Raw genomic sequence first — 16,797 nt, 5'->3', positions numbered from 1 at the left:
TATTAGTTAAAATGGATTAGGCTTGTATAGATATAGTTGGTAATGTAAATACACAAGCCTCATCTTTTTTCTCTTCAAGCGGATTTTTAATTAACCAGTCTTTTCTTAGTTCGTCTTCTCGTTTAGTAATGGCCTGACTAAAAAAGATAGGTTTATTTTTACTATATCGCCTTGCCATAATGGCTATACCTAAACCTGCAAACAAAATACTAACGATCATTAACGCATCAGCCAAAAGTCGTCTTGTACTATGACGTGGTTGAAATAAGCTATGTGCTTTATCGGTTATTGCTTTTACTTGTTGCGGGATAGATAGCGGGGATAAGCGAATATTTAATGCTTCTTTATAAAATTCTTTAAGTGATTGATTGTATTCTTTGCCAAAAATTTTATCATTTTCTGGTTTATATTTAGTCTGATAAAAGGTTTTAAGTACTAATAAGTCATGTACTATTTCAGCAGTAAGGGCTTCTTTTTCAGAACACCTACTAGCTTGCCAAAATATAGGGTCACTATATATAGTCTCTTGGCATGCTGGATAGTTATTAGTTTGTAAGCCCTGAAATATAGCATTTATTTTTCTAATCGATTCATTTTCTTCTATAACGCTATTTTCTAAGAGTTTTTTATAATGATCATTATTGGCTTGCAATGAATCAAATTCAGCTTGATATTCCGTTTTAATGAGCTCAGGTAATTGCTTAAAACAGTTTGTAACTGTTACAAAAGCAGAATAACTTTCAACTACTGTTGCACACCTCCTAAAATTAGCAAGGCTTTGTAAATAAGTAATTAATTTTTTCTCATCTTCAACTTGATTTTGATAGTCTTGCTGCTTAACCTGGTAAGATTCTTGTAGCCTAATAGGTAGTGCATCAAATGCACTCTTTAAATCGTTAAAAACTGTGATTTTATATTTTGCTTTAAGAAAAATTTTCTCATGAATTAAATAGAGTTCGTTACTTTTTTGCCAAGTGCTTAATAATTCTTTTCTTTGATTGAAATTTTTTGATATTTCTTCATCCTCTTGCAAAAACTCAGGTAAATCTTCATAGCCCAAATCCAAAAGGTCAAATACAACCTGTTTTTTATCAAGATTCTCTGCTTTATCAAAATTATTTTTTTGGAGCTGAAATTCTAAGAAAGCTTGGCGCCATTGCTTTAATGATTTCATTTTAGTTTGTGGGTTATCTACTCTATCACTAAAATTACCTTCTACATAAGCGCTTTCTATTTTCTGCCATAAATCATCTCTTTTAATAAGCCGCCCCACTAAACTGCTTGGTTTATTCGCATTTAATTCTTCTAAACAGATAGTGACTAGCTGATCGCCATTCATTAAGCTAAGCTCTTTATCCGACATAGGATAAAAAAATGAACTTTCAAATCTAAGGTGACTATCTGAATTGAGTTTAAACGAGCAAGTTTCCAATTGTTTATTTAAAAACATGCTAGCTTGTGCAAACTGCTCTAAAGCTTGTTTTAATGATAAAAAATGCTCTTTTATTAATTCTGGATTATTTAAATTTTGATCCTTTAAGTTTTGAATTTTTTTCAATACGTTTAGATACGTAATAACGTCATAGCCTCTATTTAAAGCCGTTTCAATAGATAACCAAAAAGAATCTGGATGTTCTTTTTTATACTCTACAGTGGGTATTTCGAAAGGTGCAAAACGACTGGTTGCTGCGCTTTCTAAATTTAAGCTAAAAAGTCTCCGTAAAATCGTACTTTCCCGATATTGGGCAACAAAAGCATGCCCTAACATTGCTTGGGCTTCACCTTTATAATAGCGAGCAAACATATTTATATTGCTATGAGGTTCGTGATCCCAAAGATTAAAAATCTCTGCTTGATGAGCTAATAATTCAATATAAAGGTTAAATTGTTTAACCACGTAGTTTAAATTAAGTTTAGTTAAATCTAGAGGATTCTCTTCATTAAGTAGACTTAACCAAGAGGTCAATTGGTCAGGAAAAGGTATATTTGCTTCGCTAGTTAATACGGTAGACTTTATTTGAGCGGAGTTAAAAATCACACTTTGATAAACTGACTGCTTACTTAAATCCTCTTGGTTTGCAGGGATTCTTTTCTTTAATCTGGCAATCATATTAAGTCGCCAGTCTAATACACCACTAAAAATCTCGGCAACATCTTTATACCCATCTGCATGGCCAAAGTTAATTTTGGCAAAATCAGGAATAGCTAGATAGTTAGCTAAATCAGCTTTAGTTTTTTGACTAAGTAAATCAACAGGTATTTTACTAAAAGCACTATTGACGATATCTTTTAATATATTATCAGATTTACTTAATCTAGATTTAAAAATACTCGCCTTATCAGCAATGGCAGAAAATAAACCAACAACATTTTTATAATTGGCAATATATCCCTTAGTAAACCACTTAAAGTTAAGTAACCCCTGATATTCATAAGGATTAAGAATCTCTTTATTGTTTTCTGGATGCGCAAAATATCTAAAGGCAGCGCCCCAATCAATGCGGCCAAATTGTTTAACAGAAGGTATATCCTTTTCTTCCTTATCTAAACTGTCGTTGATATTTTGAGGTGAAGACGGCTCTAAAATAACCACATTACCACTATGAACACTGTAATCACCTAATAAAAGTGAAAACATTAAAGAAATAGATAAACCAAAATACTGTCCTTGTTGGGTTAAAGCTGGATAATAACTAGGGCCTGCAAGCATTTCAGTGAGCGGATCCCTATCAGAACCACTACGATATCCAGTGCCAATAATTTTATATAATTCAGTAAAAGAGATTTTTGGCTGAATAAGTCCATAACTATCATCTGCAAACTTGATGAGATCCGCACAAATTAATGAAGAAAAATAAGCCTCGTCAATCAAGCTACGATTCATGAGCTCTTTTAGAAGAAGACCTGCGAATAGCTCTGTAAATAATTCTTTCTCATCTTTTGGTTTTTTTATAAAAAATTCTCGACCTTGGCTATCTTTGTAAAAGCCATCTACATCTGATTTATTTTTACCGCCTCTTTTATCAGCAATTTTTATTAATTCATTTTCTTTATAAAATACCATTGCAAGAAAGCCACAAGACAAAAAGTGGCCTATTCTAATAGCAACAAAAGATATTGTTAAGTAAATTTACTATTTGAAAAAAAATTAAAACCAATTAATTGAGGGGAAGCCATTTTTATCCCCGCCTTACCAACTTAACTTCTAGTATTGGGAATGTAATTTGAATGCTGAGTTTTTAATTCGCGAAAATCATCAGTATTTAGGAAATAATAAAAACCAACGCCAACTTCCAATAATAAGAGAATCAAAGCAAAAATAACAATAAGTGAAACCCAAAGCTGAGTTGATTTCCTATCTCTTTCAACTATTTTATCAGACACTAATTGATTATCTGAAGTAAGCCTAGCACTTAAAATTCTCGCTAGAGCTAGCGTTAATGCATTTAATAAGTGCTGAAACGGTTGCGATCTTAATACTTGAATGGATAGACGTAATAATTTAACGGGTGTATCTGCTTCTACGGTTAAAGAGCAGGGCTGATCTTTAATTAAACGCATCTCGCCTAAAGACTCTCCAGAACTTAAAGTAGTAATTAAACTCTTCTTTTTCCCTGCACTGCTCTTCTTATACAGATTAACCTGGCCTAAAATAATTATATAAATATCATCACTATATTCCCCCTCTATAAGAAGAGTTTGCCCTTTATTGAACGTAACCACATGAGATATATTAATTAATTCTTCAAAATTAGCTTCAGTCAATGTTTGAAATAAGGGGCTATTTTTTAGTAGGGAGCGCTCTTTCGAAGTTAACTCACTCATAATTATTCCCATATTTTATTATTCAGTTTAATTATAGGTGAGATTAATATTAAGAGTGGTGATATTTAGTTTCGTAGTAAATACAACTAAATTGAATTAAAGCCAGTAAATGCTAGGTCAATAAAAATTATCTTGTTTTCAAAAGTTTTTTCTTAGTCTACGTTCCGTGGAATCTATATTAGCAGCATCACTGGATCCCGCGGGCAAGCCGCGGGACGTATGTATGGAAGAAGCCTAAGCTAGGCCTATTGATTTTGGTGAACAAATATAAGCATTACCAAGGTTTGTTACGTTGGTTTGTTGTGAGCTACCGCTCATATAACCATTGCTTTGTGCGCTAAATCCACTCATTGATCCTGTAACACCGGCCCGATTAGTTATTAACTGAATATAATTTGCCCCTAGCCGAACTGCTTTATTTTTGAGGTCATTCATAGCACCTTCTTCTAAGTTACGATTGGACGTAAAACCTCCTGTAAAGAAATTACCTTGGTTTCCTACCACTTGCCCTACATACTTGCATCCTTGTGGAGCAGCTTTTGTTGAAACAATCACACCACGAACTGCCTGTGGTTCAGCTGGAATAGCTGCGCAGCCACCTGCCAATAGTGCAAAGGAAGTTATAACAAGTATTTTTCTCATGTTTATTACCTTAGTTGAAAGGAGTGTAGATGTTAATCGATCATTTTTGTGATTGCAACTTAAGCAGAATAATCAAATAGAGGGCTAATTTTAGCTAACTATTTTTTCAGTTAAAACGAAAAAATTTAAGTTTAAAGTAGTGATTTGCAATTTGGTGTATTCAAGGGAAAACTGGTTTATTTTTAAATTAATATGTTACAATTTCGCCCTTTCTTTTCAGTATAAAACCTAATATAAACTTTATAGGATCATCTTTAATTGAACTCAATTCAATGGACAGAGGCAAAATGTATTCGCTACTTATTTCCCTTAGTCATTAGTATTTCTTTTGCTATGGATGTGTTTGTTCCAGCAATTCCCGTGATGAGCTCTTTTTTTAAAACCAATGATACTGTAATGCAAGCTAGCCTTTATGTATTTATGCTAACTGTTGCTTTGGGACAATTAATTGTTGGCCCTTTAGCAGATCAATATGGCCGCCGTCGTATTGCTATTTATGCAGCATTGCTCTATTTCATCGGCTCAATACTTTCAGCTTTATCTCAATCAATCTCTCTACTTATCATGGCTCGAGTCATTCAAGCTGCTGGCTCCTGTGGCACTTACTTAATATGCTTTATAATCGTAAGAGATAATTTCCCCACCACAGTTTGTGCGCGATTATTCAGTATTTTAGGTGGAATAAATGCAATGATTGCAAGCCTTGCCCCGGTCATAGGTGGCCTTCTAATAGATACCACCCACGATTGGCACAGTAGCTTTTATTTTCTTACATTAATTGGCCTATTAATGAGTATTACCGCTTTTTATAGGATTCCAAATTATGCTTATCCTAAACAAAATACAGCGCAATTAAAAATATTTAAAACCATTTTAACTAATCATTATTTTCGTCAATATACGCTTATTGCTTCTGTAAATTTATTAGGTTTATACTTATTTTGTGCTTTATCACCGGGTATCTTAATTAGTCAGTTGCATCTTAGTGCAACTCATTACGGTTTGTGGTTTGGACTAAATGCCTTAACTGTTTTTTTCATTAATATTATTACCGCAGGCCTGACCTATTATTATTCATTAGAAAAAATAGTACGCTTTGGCCTAGCTTGTATTTTATTTGCTTGTATCTTAATGATATTTCTAAATTATTATAATACTAGTGTCTTACGCTTTATGTTGCCTATGCTTTGTTTAACCTCAGGTATTGGCTTTAGTATGGGTACAGCAACTGCGCTTGCTTTACAAGACTTAAAACAACAAGCAGGCTCTGCGACTGCCTTAATAGGTGCTTGTCAATTTAGTTTAGCTGGTTTTATAGGTATTCTAACTGCGCAATGGGAACCAAAGCCATGGGTTCTTGCCTTTCCTGTGCTTTGTATAAGCATTTTAGCGTTTATGAAAACCAGGAAAATGGGTATAAAAGTTTTACTTAACCCTTAATATCTTTCTATAAAATAAAGTTAGTAACTTAGAATATGGGTGCTTAAAGAAGTTGTTAACTAAATAATTGTTAAAAATTAGGCTTTAATCGTCGCTAGCGCTTTGTTTATGGCAACGGTAAACAATATTATGAGTGCTGATTTCTATAATTTCAGCTTCTGCTCCAGACTTTTCGGACTCACAATGAACACTTAACGATGCGATTAAATGATCAAGATCATCACCATCTGTTTTAAAAACGATTTTATCTTCTACTTTGATTATAGCCTCGTAGATGGAGGCTTTTCCGGTGATCATAAAATTACTTGATTTAAAGTTCTCATATTAATTATAGCAAATAGACAACGTTCTAGTTATTTAGATATGCTTAATAAATTTAATTAACTAACATATATTATGATTATTGATGACCACTTATTAAAAAATATTAAAATATATAAACAAATCGAGCTAAATTGTGAGCAAAATCTCCAATTTTTCCTTAATAAACATAGCACTAAAGAAGGAACTTGGGGGGTTTTCCAATTGCAAACTGGGACAATTGATTTTGTCTTTTTAGATGGGCAAGCGAATGAAATTGCACGACACGAAGTAAATAACCAAAATTCAAGCTTAATTATACCACCTGCATCATGGCATAAAATCATTTTGAAAAGTTCAGATTTTAAAGCAACCTTAAAATTTGCTTGTCAACCACATCGGTATTTTGAAAAAAAATATAGGCTTGCACCTATTCATTCCGATCTGTGGCAAATCTATCAAACGTATCTTAAACAGCAAGAAAAAATGTCAATTTTAGACATTGGCTGTGGTCTAGGTCGCAATCCATTAGTGCTTGCTTTATCGGGACATGATATTACCGCAGTTGATATTAATGCGAAATCTATTCAGAAAATCAATGAAATTGCTGCCGAAGAACAATTGACTATAAACACGCAAGTACATGACCTAAATCAGCAGCTTCCTTTTGCGGAAGAGCAGTTTGACTTTATCTACTCAACTGTGACGTTCCAATTTTTACATCCTACAAGGATTCATCACTTAATAACTGAATTACAAACACTAACCATACAAAATGGCCTGCATTGTTTAGTTTTTCCTATTAAAGCTGAGCCTTATTACTACCCAGAAAACTTTACGTATCTAGCTAATCAACAGGAGCTCTATCATTTTTATCAAGATGCAGGCTGGTCTATCATAGAATACAATGAGAAGCCGGGGCAACTACATAAATTAGACAATACGGGTAAACCTATACAAGGTTTATTTGGTCTATTACTGGCGCAAAAGAAAGTGTAAATTTAATATGTTATTTTTTTATACTTAATTTAACTCTTTTAAAAAAAAAGGGATTATAGTAATTTATCACTTAATTTTTATCAGGGTTTTATCTCATCATCACCTTTTTATCGGTAATCCTATCTTCATAGAAGTATCTATTTAAGGGTAAGTTTTTAAGGGAAAATACTGAATCTTGGTGAACAAATGGATTTGAGTACAGTTTGCGCCAAATACGACTCTTCGTCGAATAGGGCTGAATGGCTCCAATTGAGTATTTGAAGGAGTAAATACATGAAGTTAAACCACTTAAAGCATCTGGAAGCAGAAAGTATTTATATAATGCGTGAAGTGGTGGCCGAAACAGATAATCCGGTCATGCTTTATTCTATAGGGAAGGATAGTTCTGTCATGTTACATTTAGCCTTAAAAGCTTTCTATCCTGCTAAGCCCCCCTTTCCTCTTCTTCATGTGGATACCACGTGGAAATTTCGCGAAATGATAGAATTTCGTGATCAAACTATTAAGAAATATGGTCTTGAATTACTTGTTCATGTTAATCAGGAAGGACTAGAGGCAGGTATTAATCCTTTTAAACATGGTTCAACCATTCACACTGATGTCATGAAAACTGCTGCTTTAAAACAAGCGCTAGATAAATATCAATTTGATGCCGCATTTGGTGGCGCCCGTCGCGATGAAGAAAAATCGCGGGCGAAAGAACGTATTTTTTCCTTTCGTAATAAAAATCATCGTTGGGATCCTAAAAATCAAAGGCCTGAATTATGGCATCTCTATAATACCCGTAAACTCCCAGGCGAAAGCTTGCGCGTATTTCCTTTATCGAACTGGACAGAGTTGGATATTTGGCAATATATTCACCAGGAAAAAATTGATATTGTCCCTCTTTACTACAGTGGGATACGTCCTGTAGTTGAGCGGGATGGTGCTCTAATTATGATGGACGATGATCGCCTACCTCTCATACCCGGTGAGAAACCACAATTAAAACAAGTAAGATTCAGAACCCTAGGCTGTTATCCCTTAACAGGTGCTATTGAGTCAAAAGCCAAGACCTTACCCGCCATTATTGAAGAAATGCTACTTAGCAAGACTTCTGAGCGTCAAGGACGAGTTATTGACCATGATGGAGCCGCTTCTATGGAGAAAAAGAAACAAGAGGGTTATTTCTAATGTATGTACATCCACAACAAAATAATTTCACAACCTTCCTTAATGCTTATGAAAATAAAAGCTTCCTTCGTTTCATTACTTGCGGTTCAGTAGATGATGGAAAATCTACGTTAATTGGCCGTTTATTATATGAGTCGCATACTATTTATGATGATCAACTTGCTACCCTTGCTGCCGATAGCAAAAAATTTGGTACAACAGGCGAAAGTCTAGATTTTGCCCTTTTAGTTGATGGACTTGCTTCTGAGCGCGAGCAAGGCATTACTATTGATGTAGCTTATCGTTTTTTTTCCACAAGCAAACGTAAATTTATTGTGGCTGATACCCCAGGTCATGAACAGTATACGCGCAACATGGCAACCGGCGCTTCTACCGCACAGTTAGCTATTGTCATGATTGACGCCCGTAAAGGTGTATTAACTCAAACTAAGCGCCATAGCTTTATTGTTTCTATGCTTGGAGTAAAAAATATAATTCTTGCTATTAATAAAATGGATTTAGTTGGTTACGATGAGCTTATTTATGAAAGAATTGTTAGCGAGTATAATAAATTTGCGCAAAATCTAGATATTACAACTGTGCAAGCGATCCCGGTTTCTGCTTTAAAGGGCGATAATATTGTAACGCCCTCCTCTCATATTTCTTGGTATCAGGGTCCAACACTTATGCAGTACTTAGAAGAAGTAAGTATTGACGATGTGCAAGAAAATCTTCCATTTCGCATGGCGGTACAATGGGTTAATCGTCCCCATCTTGATTTTCGTGGTTTTACAGGACGTATTGCCTCTGGTTCTATTTCTCCTGGCGAACGAGTTAGGCTTTTACCTAGTGGTAAAGAAACTGAAATTGCACGCATTGTAACGTTTGACGGTGATTTAGATAAAGCAAACCAAGGTCAGTCCATCACTTTAACTTTCAAAGATGAAGTTGACGTTTCTCGAGGTGATGTCTTAGCTGCTGCTGCTTCACCCTGTGAAGTTGCTGATCAATTTGCTACAAATATATTATGGCTAGATAAGCAACCCATGATAGCCGGCCGTCAATATCTATTAAAAATTGGTGCAGTCAAAGCACTTTGTACACCGAGCAAGCCTAAGTTCCGTATTGATGTTAACACGATGAAGCACTTAGCAGCTAAGGAATTAACTTTAAATGAAATTGGTCATTGTGATATTGCCTTAGATCGGCCAATTGCTTTTGAACCTTATAAAATAAATCGTGAGTTAGGTGGCTTTATTTTAATTGATAGAATAACAAATGCTACGGTTGCAGCGGGTTTAATTCATTTTGCCTTAAGACGTTCAACTAATATTCATCCACAGCATTTACTTGTTAATAAAATCATGCGCTCAGAGATTAAGCAGCAAAAACCATTGGTACTTTGGTTTACGGGTTTATCCGGCGCTGGAAAATCAACAATAGCCAATCTTGTTGAATATCACTTAAATGCTTTGGGTAAACACACGATGTTATTAGATGGTGATAATATTCGCTTAGGCCTTAACCGTGATTTAGGATTTACGGAGACTGACCGAGCTGAAAATATTAGACGTGTTGCTGAAGTCGCTAAACTAATGACCGAAGCCGGGCTCATTACTTTAGTTTCATTTATTTCACCTTTTGCTGCTGAACGCAAAATGGCTCGGCAATTAATAGGTGAGACACAGTTTTTAGAAATTTTTGTTGATGCCCCACTTGCAGTTATTGAAGCTCGGGATGTTAAGGGCCTTTATAAGAAAGCTAAAGCTGGAAAAATTAAAAATTTTACAGGTATTGATAGTCGTTATGAAATACCCGAGAAACCAGACTTAACTATTAATACGGCAAATCAAACGCCGGCTGAAGCAGCTGAACAAGTTATACAGCTATTAAAATTATATTAAAGAATGATATGCAATTGCCTATTGAAATAAATAACACTTTACTTGATAAAATTATTAGTATCGCTTGGGAAGCTTCAGACGCTGTTTTAAGACTTTATCAAGATAAAGTTGATTTCTGTATTAAATCAGATAATAGTCCATTAACCCAAGCGGATCTTGCTTCTCATAAGATTATTGTAAAAAAACTTAGTGCCTTAACACCAAAAGTGCCTATTATTTCTGAAGAAAGTACTAATTTAGAACCTATCAATTGGCAGAATGCTCAGCAATTCTGGCTAGTAGATCCATTGGATGGCACAAAGGAATTTATTAATAATAATGGTGAATTTACCATCAATATTGCATTAATAGAAAACAATCAACCTGTGTTAGGCGTAGTCTCTGCACCCGCTTTAAATATTTTATATGCTGGCTTTAAAGAAGGCGGCGCAATTAAAATGTGTAAGAATGGCAATAGACAGGTAATCGGGGTTACCAATTTAACTGAAGATGGATTATATGTAGTAGGTAGTCGCTCCCATAATGACGTGGAAGCAATGAATAATTATTTGCTAAATAAAAAAGTAGCGAAGTTTATTGCTATCGGCTCCTCATTAAAATTTTGCAAAATTGCAGAAGGTAGTGCTCACCTCTATCCACGACTTGGATATACGATGGAATGGGATACTGCAGCAGGCCATGCTATTTTATTAGCTGCAGGAGGTAACGTTGAGCAACTTAAAGGCCAACCCCTACTTTATGGTAAAAAAGGATTTAAAAATCCTTTTTTTATTGCTAAAGCAATATAGTGATGAATAATGGTGCTAAGAATTAGCCATGATAGGCAAGATGGAATAATAAAACTGTAAAAATTTTTACAAAGCACTGTAAACTATATACGGTTAAAAACGTAAAAAATAAAATGGGCCTCTTGCAACGCTGCAATCATATAAGATAGACCTAAGGAATTGAGGTTAAAATGGACTTGATGTATCCAATAGCTGGCGCTTTTACCGGATTTATTGTTGGCTTAACGGGCGTAGGAGGCGGCGCATTAATGACGCCAATTTTGCTTCTTATTTTTGGAGTTGCGCCAACTGCTGCTGTTGCGACTGATTTATGGTTTGCCACCATTACTAAAATTGCAGCCCTACTTATTCACCATCGTGAACAACAAGTTGACTGGCCCATCGTTCGGAAACTCTGGCTTGGTAGTCTTCCTGCCGCCTTCATTATGATAATTGCTCTACTAACAGGGCATTTAACAACACTGCATTCTAAATTTCTTACCTCCATTATTGGTGGTGTAATTTTATTAACTGCTACTGGGTTATTAATAAAAAATTGGCTTAGAAATAAACTTACGCATCGTCAGACTTTGCACTTACAAATTTTCAGTCAAAAACAATACTATTTAACGGTCATATCAGGTATTACAATTGGCATACTGGTTTCCCTTACGTCAATAGGTGCTGGCGCATTAGGCAGCGTAATACTATTGTTTCTTTACCCAAAGATGACCCCCAATCGACTTGTCGGTACAGATATTGCTCATGCCATTCCTTTAGCATTAGTCGCAGGACTCGGTTATTTAATTGGAGGACATGTCGATGGCTTGCTCTTATTTACTTTATTACTTGGCTCTATTCCTGCAGCTATTTTAGGAAGTTTTGCAGCAACACAATTTAAAAATAGTAAGTTAAGGTATTGTATTGTCGCTATTTTAAGCGTTTCAGGTTTAAAATTAATCTTTTAGGATTATCTAGCTTACACTGTTATTCTTACAAAAGTTTTACTAATAATTAAAACCAGACTGCTGTTTATGAATATTAGAAAAATCCTAATAAAAAGGGCAATTAAAAAAAGCAGGCAAAATGAAGATATCAGCAGAAATACTAATATTTTAAGAACGTTGTTAAATGTTAGTCAAGACACCGCAAAACTGATGTCTCTGCAGTTACTTTTTATCAAAGCAATACTCAATCAACTTAAATTTCCTTTAAATCTTCTTAATCTGGGCTTACAAATTACCGTTGTGCTGTTTGATAAAAATTACTCAAAAAAATTAAAATTTGTAACTTTTATAGCGCTCCTCTTTGTGCTTTTATTGACATGTGCAATTTGGTCTTTAGCACCAGCTGTTACAACAATGTTAATTATACTAACTATTAGCGCTCATCTAACCATGCTTTTTTATCGCGCCAATAAATTCAATTTAAGTTTAAGCAATTATCAAAAAGGTAATCAGTTAAATCCAACTACTTCTTCTGATGCACTTTTTATCGAGCTGCTAAGCCAATATCAGCAGGTAAAAAAATTAGTAATGGGTCACGAAGATCAAGAGCTCATGATTAATTCTGAAAGAAAATTAGAAATGTCTCTTGATCAATATTGCCAGCTCACTGAAAAAAAACCTACAAAACATGCGAAACTTTTAAACCTTATTAATTCAGGTTCGGGCGTAGCTATTATTATACTGCGAGGTATTGTTGCTGTTGCTCTTTTAACTATAGCAACATCAATGCCTCCACTTGTACTACCAATTTTGTTAATCACTTTTTTTTGTAATTTAAGCGATTTTATTCGTAGTTTGCATACTAAATATGAGGCCTTTTCCACTTCTAAAAATAAGTTACACCATAAGATTAATATCATTAACCAATTGGACACCCTCTCTGAAGAATTTGAGTTTACCAATGACTATGAAACTATTATTAGCTCACTTCATCAACGCACAAGTATAACACCTAGAAATATACAAGGTGATGAAATAGAGCTATCAGATATTTTTTCCAAACAAACAAGCAAAGATTTTTTTAAACCTTTAAAACATCAGCCTAGCTATCTACCAAGCCAAGCAATTCCTCAGTTTTAACCAATTAAGCTTTGCTGTATGTAATCATTTAACACCTGTGGTTTACCAATAAAATGGTGAAGCTCATTGCTGCCATCTAAACTTAAATCTTTTAGACGTTGGTTTTGACTGACATGAATCATTTCAAAATTTAATAAAAGCTCATGATAACTTTGCAGAATCTCATTAATACTTAAATTAAAATCATAAATATTATATAAACCTTCGGACGCTTTATAATCTTCTGATAAAAAATAAGCAATACTTTTTACTGCTCTATCGATATGAATATAAGGTCTAATTTGATTGCCACAACCGTGCACTAATAGAGGCTCACGGAAAGTGATAGCTAAATTAAATTTGTTAATTAACGAACCATAATGCATGGCTGGACTATAGCCAAAAACACTTCCTAAACGCAAAATAACTACATCCATTTTTGATTTAATACGCACTAATTGTTTTTCACCATTCAATTTCGCATGGCCATAAGACGTGCTTGGATTGGGTTCCTCAGAAACAGCACATGGCGTTGATGATGAACCATAAACAGCACCGCTACTAAGATAAATTAATTTGTGCACAGGTTTTTTTTCAAGAATTGAACAAAGGACTGCTGTGCCCCAATGATTTACCTGTTCAAACAAATGAGTGAATTCTTCATTATAAGGTGCTCGTACTACAGCCGCTAAATGACAAACAACCTCAATGTCTTTTAATGCACTTGCCAGTTTATTTTCATCTAAAATATCACCACGAATAAAACGAACTTGAGGTAACTGTATAAGTTCTTTCAAACAATGGTAATTGGCTTGCAGAAAATTATCATAGATAGTGATTTGTTTAATAACTGGCTGACTTAATAAAATTTTGGTTAGTTCATAACCAATATAGCCGGCGCCTCCGGTAATTAACACATTCACTTACTTCCGACCTCCATTAATTCAGTATGCAATCCACATTCTTCTTTTTTCATTCCTGCCCATCGCCCCTTTCTTGATAAAGAAGTAGCATCAATGAGTTTCGCTGTGCAAGGAATACAACCAATACTTACATAGCCTTTAGTTTGTAGAGGATGCTCTGGAAGCTCATAGTGTTTAGAATAATAATAAATTTCTTTTGAGGTCCATCTTAATAAAGGATGGAATCTAGTAATACCATACTTTCCTTTTTCTTCTTCACTAAAACCTTCTCGTACTTTACTTTGTGCACTTCTAACACCACTTATCCAAATATCATGAGTTTGGATAATAGGCTCTAAAGGCAAGATTTTATTTATATAACAGCATTGATCAGGATCTGTCATAAATAAAAACTGATGCTGTTTATCTACTTGCCTTAATTTTGCAATAGGCGATTTTACACTAATAACATGCAATCTTAGCTGACTGACCAACTCTTCTTTAAAAAAGTAAGTTTCTGGAAATAGATAACCTGTATCAATAAAATAAATAGGAATTGTAAAATCAAGCTCCGAAAGAATATGTAGCAACGGTAAGCTTTGAGTTTGAAAGGAGGAGGTTGCAAAAATTTTCTTGCCGATATTGTGATAATAAGTAATTTTTTCTTTAATACTTAAAACCCGACTGGCTAACTCTTCAATCAACTTCTCTGTTGTACTAAATGTTTCCATAAATAATAATGCAATACGGCATATAATAACTAACAAAATAGAATACTACTATAAATAAGAAAGACTTTGGTAGTGTAAAATTTTTCTTTATTTAAGGAGAAATCATATTTTTTAAATTAGAGTTTAATATAAAATCTTTAAATAATTGATTTATATAAAGTGTACTTTTATCTTTATGATAAATTAAATAGTATTGATTATCCGTATTAAGCCATTCAGGTAATACTTTAACCAGTGTCTTATTCTTTAATGTATTGAAACAAACATAATAAGGTAAAAAGGCAATGCCTTGAGAGCGGCAGGCCATCTGATGTAAAAAAATAAGTGAATTACTTTCTACGACAAAATTTTTAACATGAAACTTAGCTATATTTTCATTTTTCTTTAATGGCCAATTAGACAGCAAACTATGTTTTAATAGCTTATGATTAATTAAATCATTCGGGGTTTTAATAGGCTCATTTTTTGCTAAATAGCTAGGTGACGCCACAAGGCAGCGAGGTACCTTACCAATATAGCGCGATACAAGTGTTGAATCTGTTAATTTTCCTGTTCTAAAAGCAAAGTCAATTCCCTCACGAGTCAAATCCATCAATTGATCAGTGATAATTAATCGGATTTTTATCTGAGGGTAATGAAAATTAAACTCACTTAAAAGGTTTGGCAGTAATTCTAAGCCACTGATTTCAGGGCAAGTGATAACTAATTCACCAGAAGGTGATTTTGCATATTCTCGTAAATGATTTTCTGCAGCACTAACTTCTTGTAGCATAACTTGACAATGTTGAAATAATATCTCCCCTCCTTTAGTAAGGCTTAAAGAGCGGGTAGTTCTTTTGAGAAGTTTGATATTCAAATCGTTTTCTAGCTGAGAAATCTTCTGGCTAACCCAAGCTTTAGAAATACCGGCTTCAATTGCTGCTTGCGTGAAGCTTCGATTTTTTACAACTAAAGCAAAAATAGCTAAATCATTTAGATTCAATTGATTGTTTATCATAGTGAACAATGAATTTATATTTTTTAGTCTAATCAAATAATTAGCTAATGTATACCATTAACTTCTGATAGACAACTACCAGGAGGCAACATGCGTATTCTATTATTCTTAATTTTTTCAGTCTTCTTTAGCCCTCTCTTTGCTAAAGTCATTAATTATCAGACTGACAGCTTCACAGAAATTGCTGCTTTGTATAATAAAGCTAATATTGACCCTAAAACAACGTTGCTAGTCTTTGATCTAGATGATACCTTGCTAACTATGACACAGCCCTTAGGTAGTGTTGGCTGGTGGGACTGGCAATATAAATTACAAAAAATGAAAGAGACTTCAGATAAATTATTTACTGCGGACTACCAGCAACTAGTAAGAATTCAGAACATTTTATTTCAATTAATTAAAATGCGTGTTACCGATGATGCGGTATTACATTTTCTCAAAAGCGCTACTAGTCAGGGATCAATTGTTATGGGCTTAACAGCACGCGGCAAAGAGCACTTAAGTGCCACCATGCTACAACTTAAAGATAATGATTTTACAATTGGCAATAAACCATTGTTTCAAGAAAAAGGGTTAAAATTTAAAAATAATAAAACTTCTGTAGCTGGAAATGTCCATTGTCCACAATTCACCCATGAGGTTATTTACCAGCAAGGAATTATGTTCCTAGATGGAGAAGACAAAGGACAAGCTCTACTTTGTGTATTAACCAAAACAAAAAAAGAAATTAAAACAATTTTGTTTGTTGATGATGCAATTAAGAACACCGTTTCTGTGAACAAAGCTTTTTCCGATTCTAAAGGCTTACGCGTTTTAAATATTCATTTTACTAAAGAGAATGCTAAGCAGTTAGAAATTCAACAAAACCCAAACTTACAGAGCCAAATATTTGATCAATGGAATCAGATTAAAAAGAATTTAGATGATGTAATTATTAATTCAAATTTTTAAAAATTTTAGTAGTTTAAATTTTTATCTAAATTAAATCAGGATTTAATTACTCATCAAGAGCTAGCTCTGGAATTAGTTCCAGAGCACTCTATAGAAAAAACTATTTTATGACTTTAATTTA

At 34.0% G+C, this 16,797-nt stretch carries 15 protein-coding genes; 8 read left to right on the top strand and 7 right to left on the bottom strand.

Going from position 1 to position 16,797, the window contains the following annotated elements; genetic code table 11:
* Positions 1–16 precede the first annotated feature (16 nt).
* The 3 genes from E1P04_RS13910 to E1P04_RS13900 all read right to left on the bottom strand — a co-directional run bounded on the left by E1P04_RS13910 (position 17) and on the right by E1P04_RS13900 (position 4,467).
* Positions 17–3,064 carry a LepB GTPase-activating domain-containing protein gene (locus E1P04_RS13910; protein ID WP_131783509.1) on the bottom strand — a complete coding sequence of 1,016 codons (3,048 nt, stop codon included), beginning with the start codon at positions 3,062–3,064 and terminating at the stop codon, positions 17–19.
* 134 nt (positions 3,065–3,198) lie between these two features.
* Positions 3,199–3,825, bottom strand: a complete 627-nt coding sequence (locus tag E1P04_RS13905) for a cyclic nucleotide-binding domain-containing protein (RefSeq protein WP_165482792.1) — start codon at positions 3,823–3,825, stop codon at positions 3,199–3,201.
* Between the two features lie 234 nt (positions 3,826–4,059).
* Positions 4,060–4,467, bottom strand: a complete 408-nt coding sequence (locus tag E1P04_RS13900; protein WP_131783507.1) for a DUF4156 domain-containing protein — start codon at positions 4,465–4,467, stop codon at positions 4,060–4,062.
* A 258-nt stretch (positions 4,468–4,725) separates the two neighbouring features.
* Here E1P04_RS13900 and E1P04_RS13895 point away from each other — a divergent pair, with 258 nt between their 5' ends.
* A complete protein-coding gene (locus E1P04_RS13895; protein ID WP_131783506.1) occupies positions 4,726–5,907 on the top strand; it encodes a multidrug effflux MFS transporter in 1,182 nt (393 codons plus the stop codon).
* Positions 5,908–5,991: 84 nt separating this feature from the next.
* Here the strand turns inward: E1P04_RS13895 and E1P04_RS13890 are convergent, their stop codons facing one another.
* Entirely contained in the window at positions 5,992–6,204 is a 213-nt protein-coding gene (locus tag E1P04_RS13890; protein WP_131783505.1) for a hypothetical protein, read from the bottom strand.
* 99 nt (positions 6,205–6,303) lie between these two features.
* On the opposite strand from E1P04_RS13890, the gene tehB reads away from it, so the two are divergent.
* The 6 genes from tehB (at position 6,304) to E1P04_RS13860 (ending at position 13,116) form a co-directional block, all read left to right on the top strand.
* Entirely contained in the window at positions 6,304–7,206 is a 903-nt protein-coding gene (gene tehB / locus E1P04_RS13885) for an SAM-dependent methyltransferase TehB (RefSeq protein ID WP_131783504.1), read from the top strand.
* A 273-nt stretch (positions 7,207–7,479) separates the two neighbouring features.
* Positions 7,480–8,379 carry a sulfate adenylyltransferase subunit CysD gene (cysD, locus tag E1P04_RS13880; protein WP_131783503.1) on the top strand — a complete coding sequence of 300 codons (900 nt, stop codon included), beginning with the start codon at positions 7,480–7,482 and terminating at the stop codon, positions 8,377–8,379.
* The gene (gene cysN / locus E1P04_RS13875) at positions 8,379–10,262 is read left to right on the top strand and encodes a sulfate adenylyltransferase subunit CysN (protein WP_131783502.1); all 1,884 of its coding nucleotides are present in this window, start codon (positions 8,379–8,381) and stop codon (positions 10,260–10,262) included. The genes cysD and cysN overlap by 1 nt, the downstream gene beginning before the upstream one ends.
* Positions 10,263–10,270: 8 nt before the next feature.
* A complete protein-coding gene (cysQ, locus tag E1P04_RS13870) occupies positions 10,271–11,050 on the top strand; it encodes a 3'(2'),5'-bisphosphate nucleotidase CysQ (protein WP_131783501.1) in 780 nt (259 codons plus the stop codon).
* A 170-nt stretch (positions 11,051–11,220) separates the two neighbouring features.
* Entirely contained in the window at positions 11,221–11,997 is a 777-nt protein-coding gene (locus E1P04_RS13865; protein WP_207386032.1) for a sulfite exporter TauE/SafE family protein, read from the top strand.
* A gap of 66 nt (positions 11,998–12,063) precedes the next feature.
* Complete coding sequence (locus E1P04_RS13860; protein WP_131783500.1) at positions 12,064–13,116, top strand: hypothetical protein; 1,053 nt, start codon at positions 12,064–12,066, stop codon at positions 13,114–13,116.
* Here E1P04_RS13860 and E1P04_RS13855 read toward each other — a convergent pair.
* The 3 genes from E1P04_RS13855 to E1P04_RS13845 form a co-directional block, all read right to left on the bottom strand.
* The gene (locus tag E1P04_RS13855) at positions 13,113–14,018 is read right to left on the bottom strand and encodes an NAD-dependent epimerase/dehydratase family protein (protein WP_131783499.1); all 906 of its coding nucleotides are present in this window, start codon (positions 14,016–14,018) and stop codon (positions 13,113–13,115) included. The genes E1P04_RS13860 and E1P04_RS13855 overlap by 4 nt on opposite strands.
* A complete protein-coding gene (locus E1P04_RS13850; protein WP_131783498.1) occupies positions 14,015–14,728 on the bottom strand; it encodes a phosphoadenylyl-sulfate reductase in 714 nt (237 codons plus the stop codon). Before E1P04_RS13850 ends, E1P04_RS13855 begins: the two co-directional genes overlap by 4 nt.
* A gap of 91 nt (positions 14,729–14,819) precedes the next feature.
* The gene (locus tag E1P04_RS13845) at positions 14,820–15,725 is read right to left on the bottom strand and encodes a LysR family transcriptional regulator (RefSeq protein WP_131783497.1); all 906 of its coding nucleotides are present in this window, start codon (positions 15,723–15,725) and stop codon (positions 14,820–14,822) included.
* Between the two features lie 90 nt (positions 15,726–15,815).
* On the opposite strand from E1P04_RS13845, the gene E1P04_RS13840 reads away from it, so the two are divergent.
* Entirely contained in the window at positions 15,816–16,676 is an 861-nt protein-coding gene (locus E1P04_RS13840) for a DUF2608 domain-containing protein (RefSeq protein ID WP_131783496.1), read from the top strand.
* Positions 16,677–16,797 lie beyond the last annotated feature (121 nt).

Origin of the sequence: Legionella gresilensis, from assembly GCF_900639865.1 — a bacterium.
In the GTDB taxonomy this organism is placed as follows: domain Bacteria; phylum Pseudomonadota; class Gammaproteobacteria; order Legionellales; family Legionellaceae; genus Legionella_C; species Legionella_C gresilensis.
This window is presented reverse-complemented; position numbering and strand designations above follow the sequence as displayed.

Coding starts and splice junctions, on each gene's coding strand:
- cysN (WP_131783502.1), top strand. CDS start 8,379: ATGTATGTACATCCACAACAAAATAATTTCACAACCTTCCTTAATGCT.
- E1P04_RS13890 (WP_131783505.1), bottom strand. CDS start 6,204: ATGATCACCGGAAAAGCCTCCATCTACGAGGCTATAATCAAAGTAGAA.
- E1P04_RS13860 (WP_131783500.1), top strand. CDS start 12,064: ATGAATATTAGAAAAATCCTAATAAAAAGGGCAATTAAAAAAAGCAGG.
- E1P04_RS13900 (WP_131783507.1), bottom strand. CDS start 4,467: ATGAGAAAAATACTTGTTATAACTTCCTTTGCACTATTGGCAGGTGGC.
- E1P04_RS13905 (WP_165482792.1), bottom strand. CDS start 3,825: ATGAGTGAGTTAACTTCGAAAGAGCGCTCCCTACTAAAAAATAGCCCC.
- tehB (WP_131783504.1), top strand. CDS start 6,304: ATGATTATTGATGACCACTTATTAAAAAATATTAAAATATATAAACAA.
- cysD (WP_131783503.1), top strand. CDS start 7,480: ATGAAGTTAAACCACTTAAAGCATCTGGAAGCAGAAAGTATTTATATA.
- E1P04_RS13845 (WP_131783497.1), bottom strand. CDS start 15,725: ATGATAAACAATCAATTGAATCTAAATGATTTAGCTATTTTTGCTTTA.
- E1P04_RS13840 (WP_131783496.1), top strand. CDS start 15,816: ATGCGTATTCTATTATTCTTAATTTTTTCAGTCTTCTTTAGCCCTCTC.
- E1P04_RS13865 (WP_207386032.1), top strand. CDS start 11,221: ATGGACTTGATGTATCCAATAGCTGGCGCTTTTACCGGATTTATTGTT.
- E1P04_RS13910 (WP_131783509.1), bottom strand. CDS start 3,064: ATGGTATTTTATAAAGAAAATGAATTAATAAAAATTGCTGATAAAAGA.
- cysQ (WP_131783501.1), top strand. CDS start 10,271: ATGCAATTGCCTATTGAAATAAATAACACTTTACTTGATAAAATTATT.
- E1P04_RS13850 (WP_131783498.1), bottom strand. CDS start 14,728: ATGGAAACATTTAGTACAACAGAGAAGTTGATTGAAGAGTTAGCCAGT.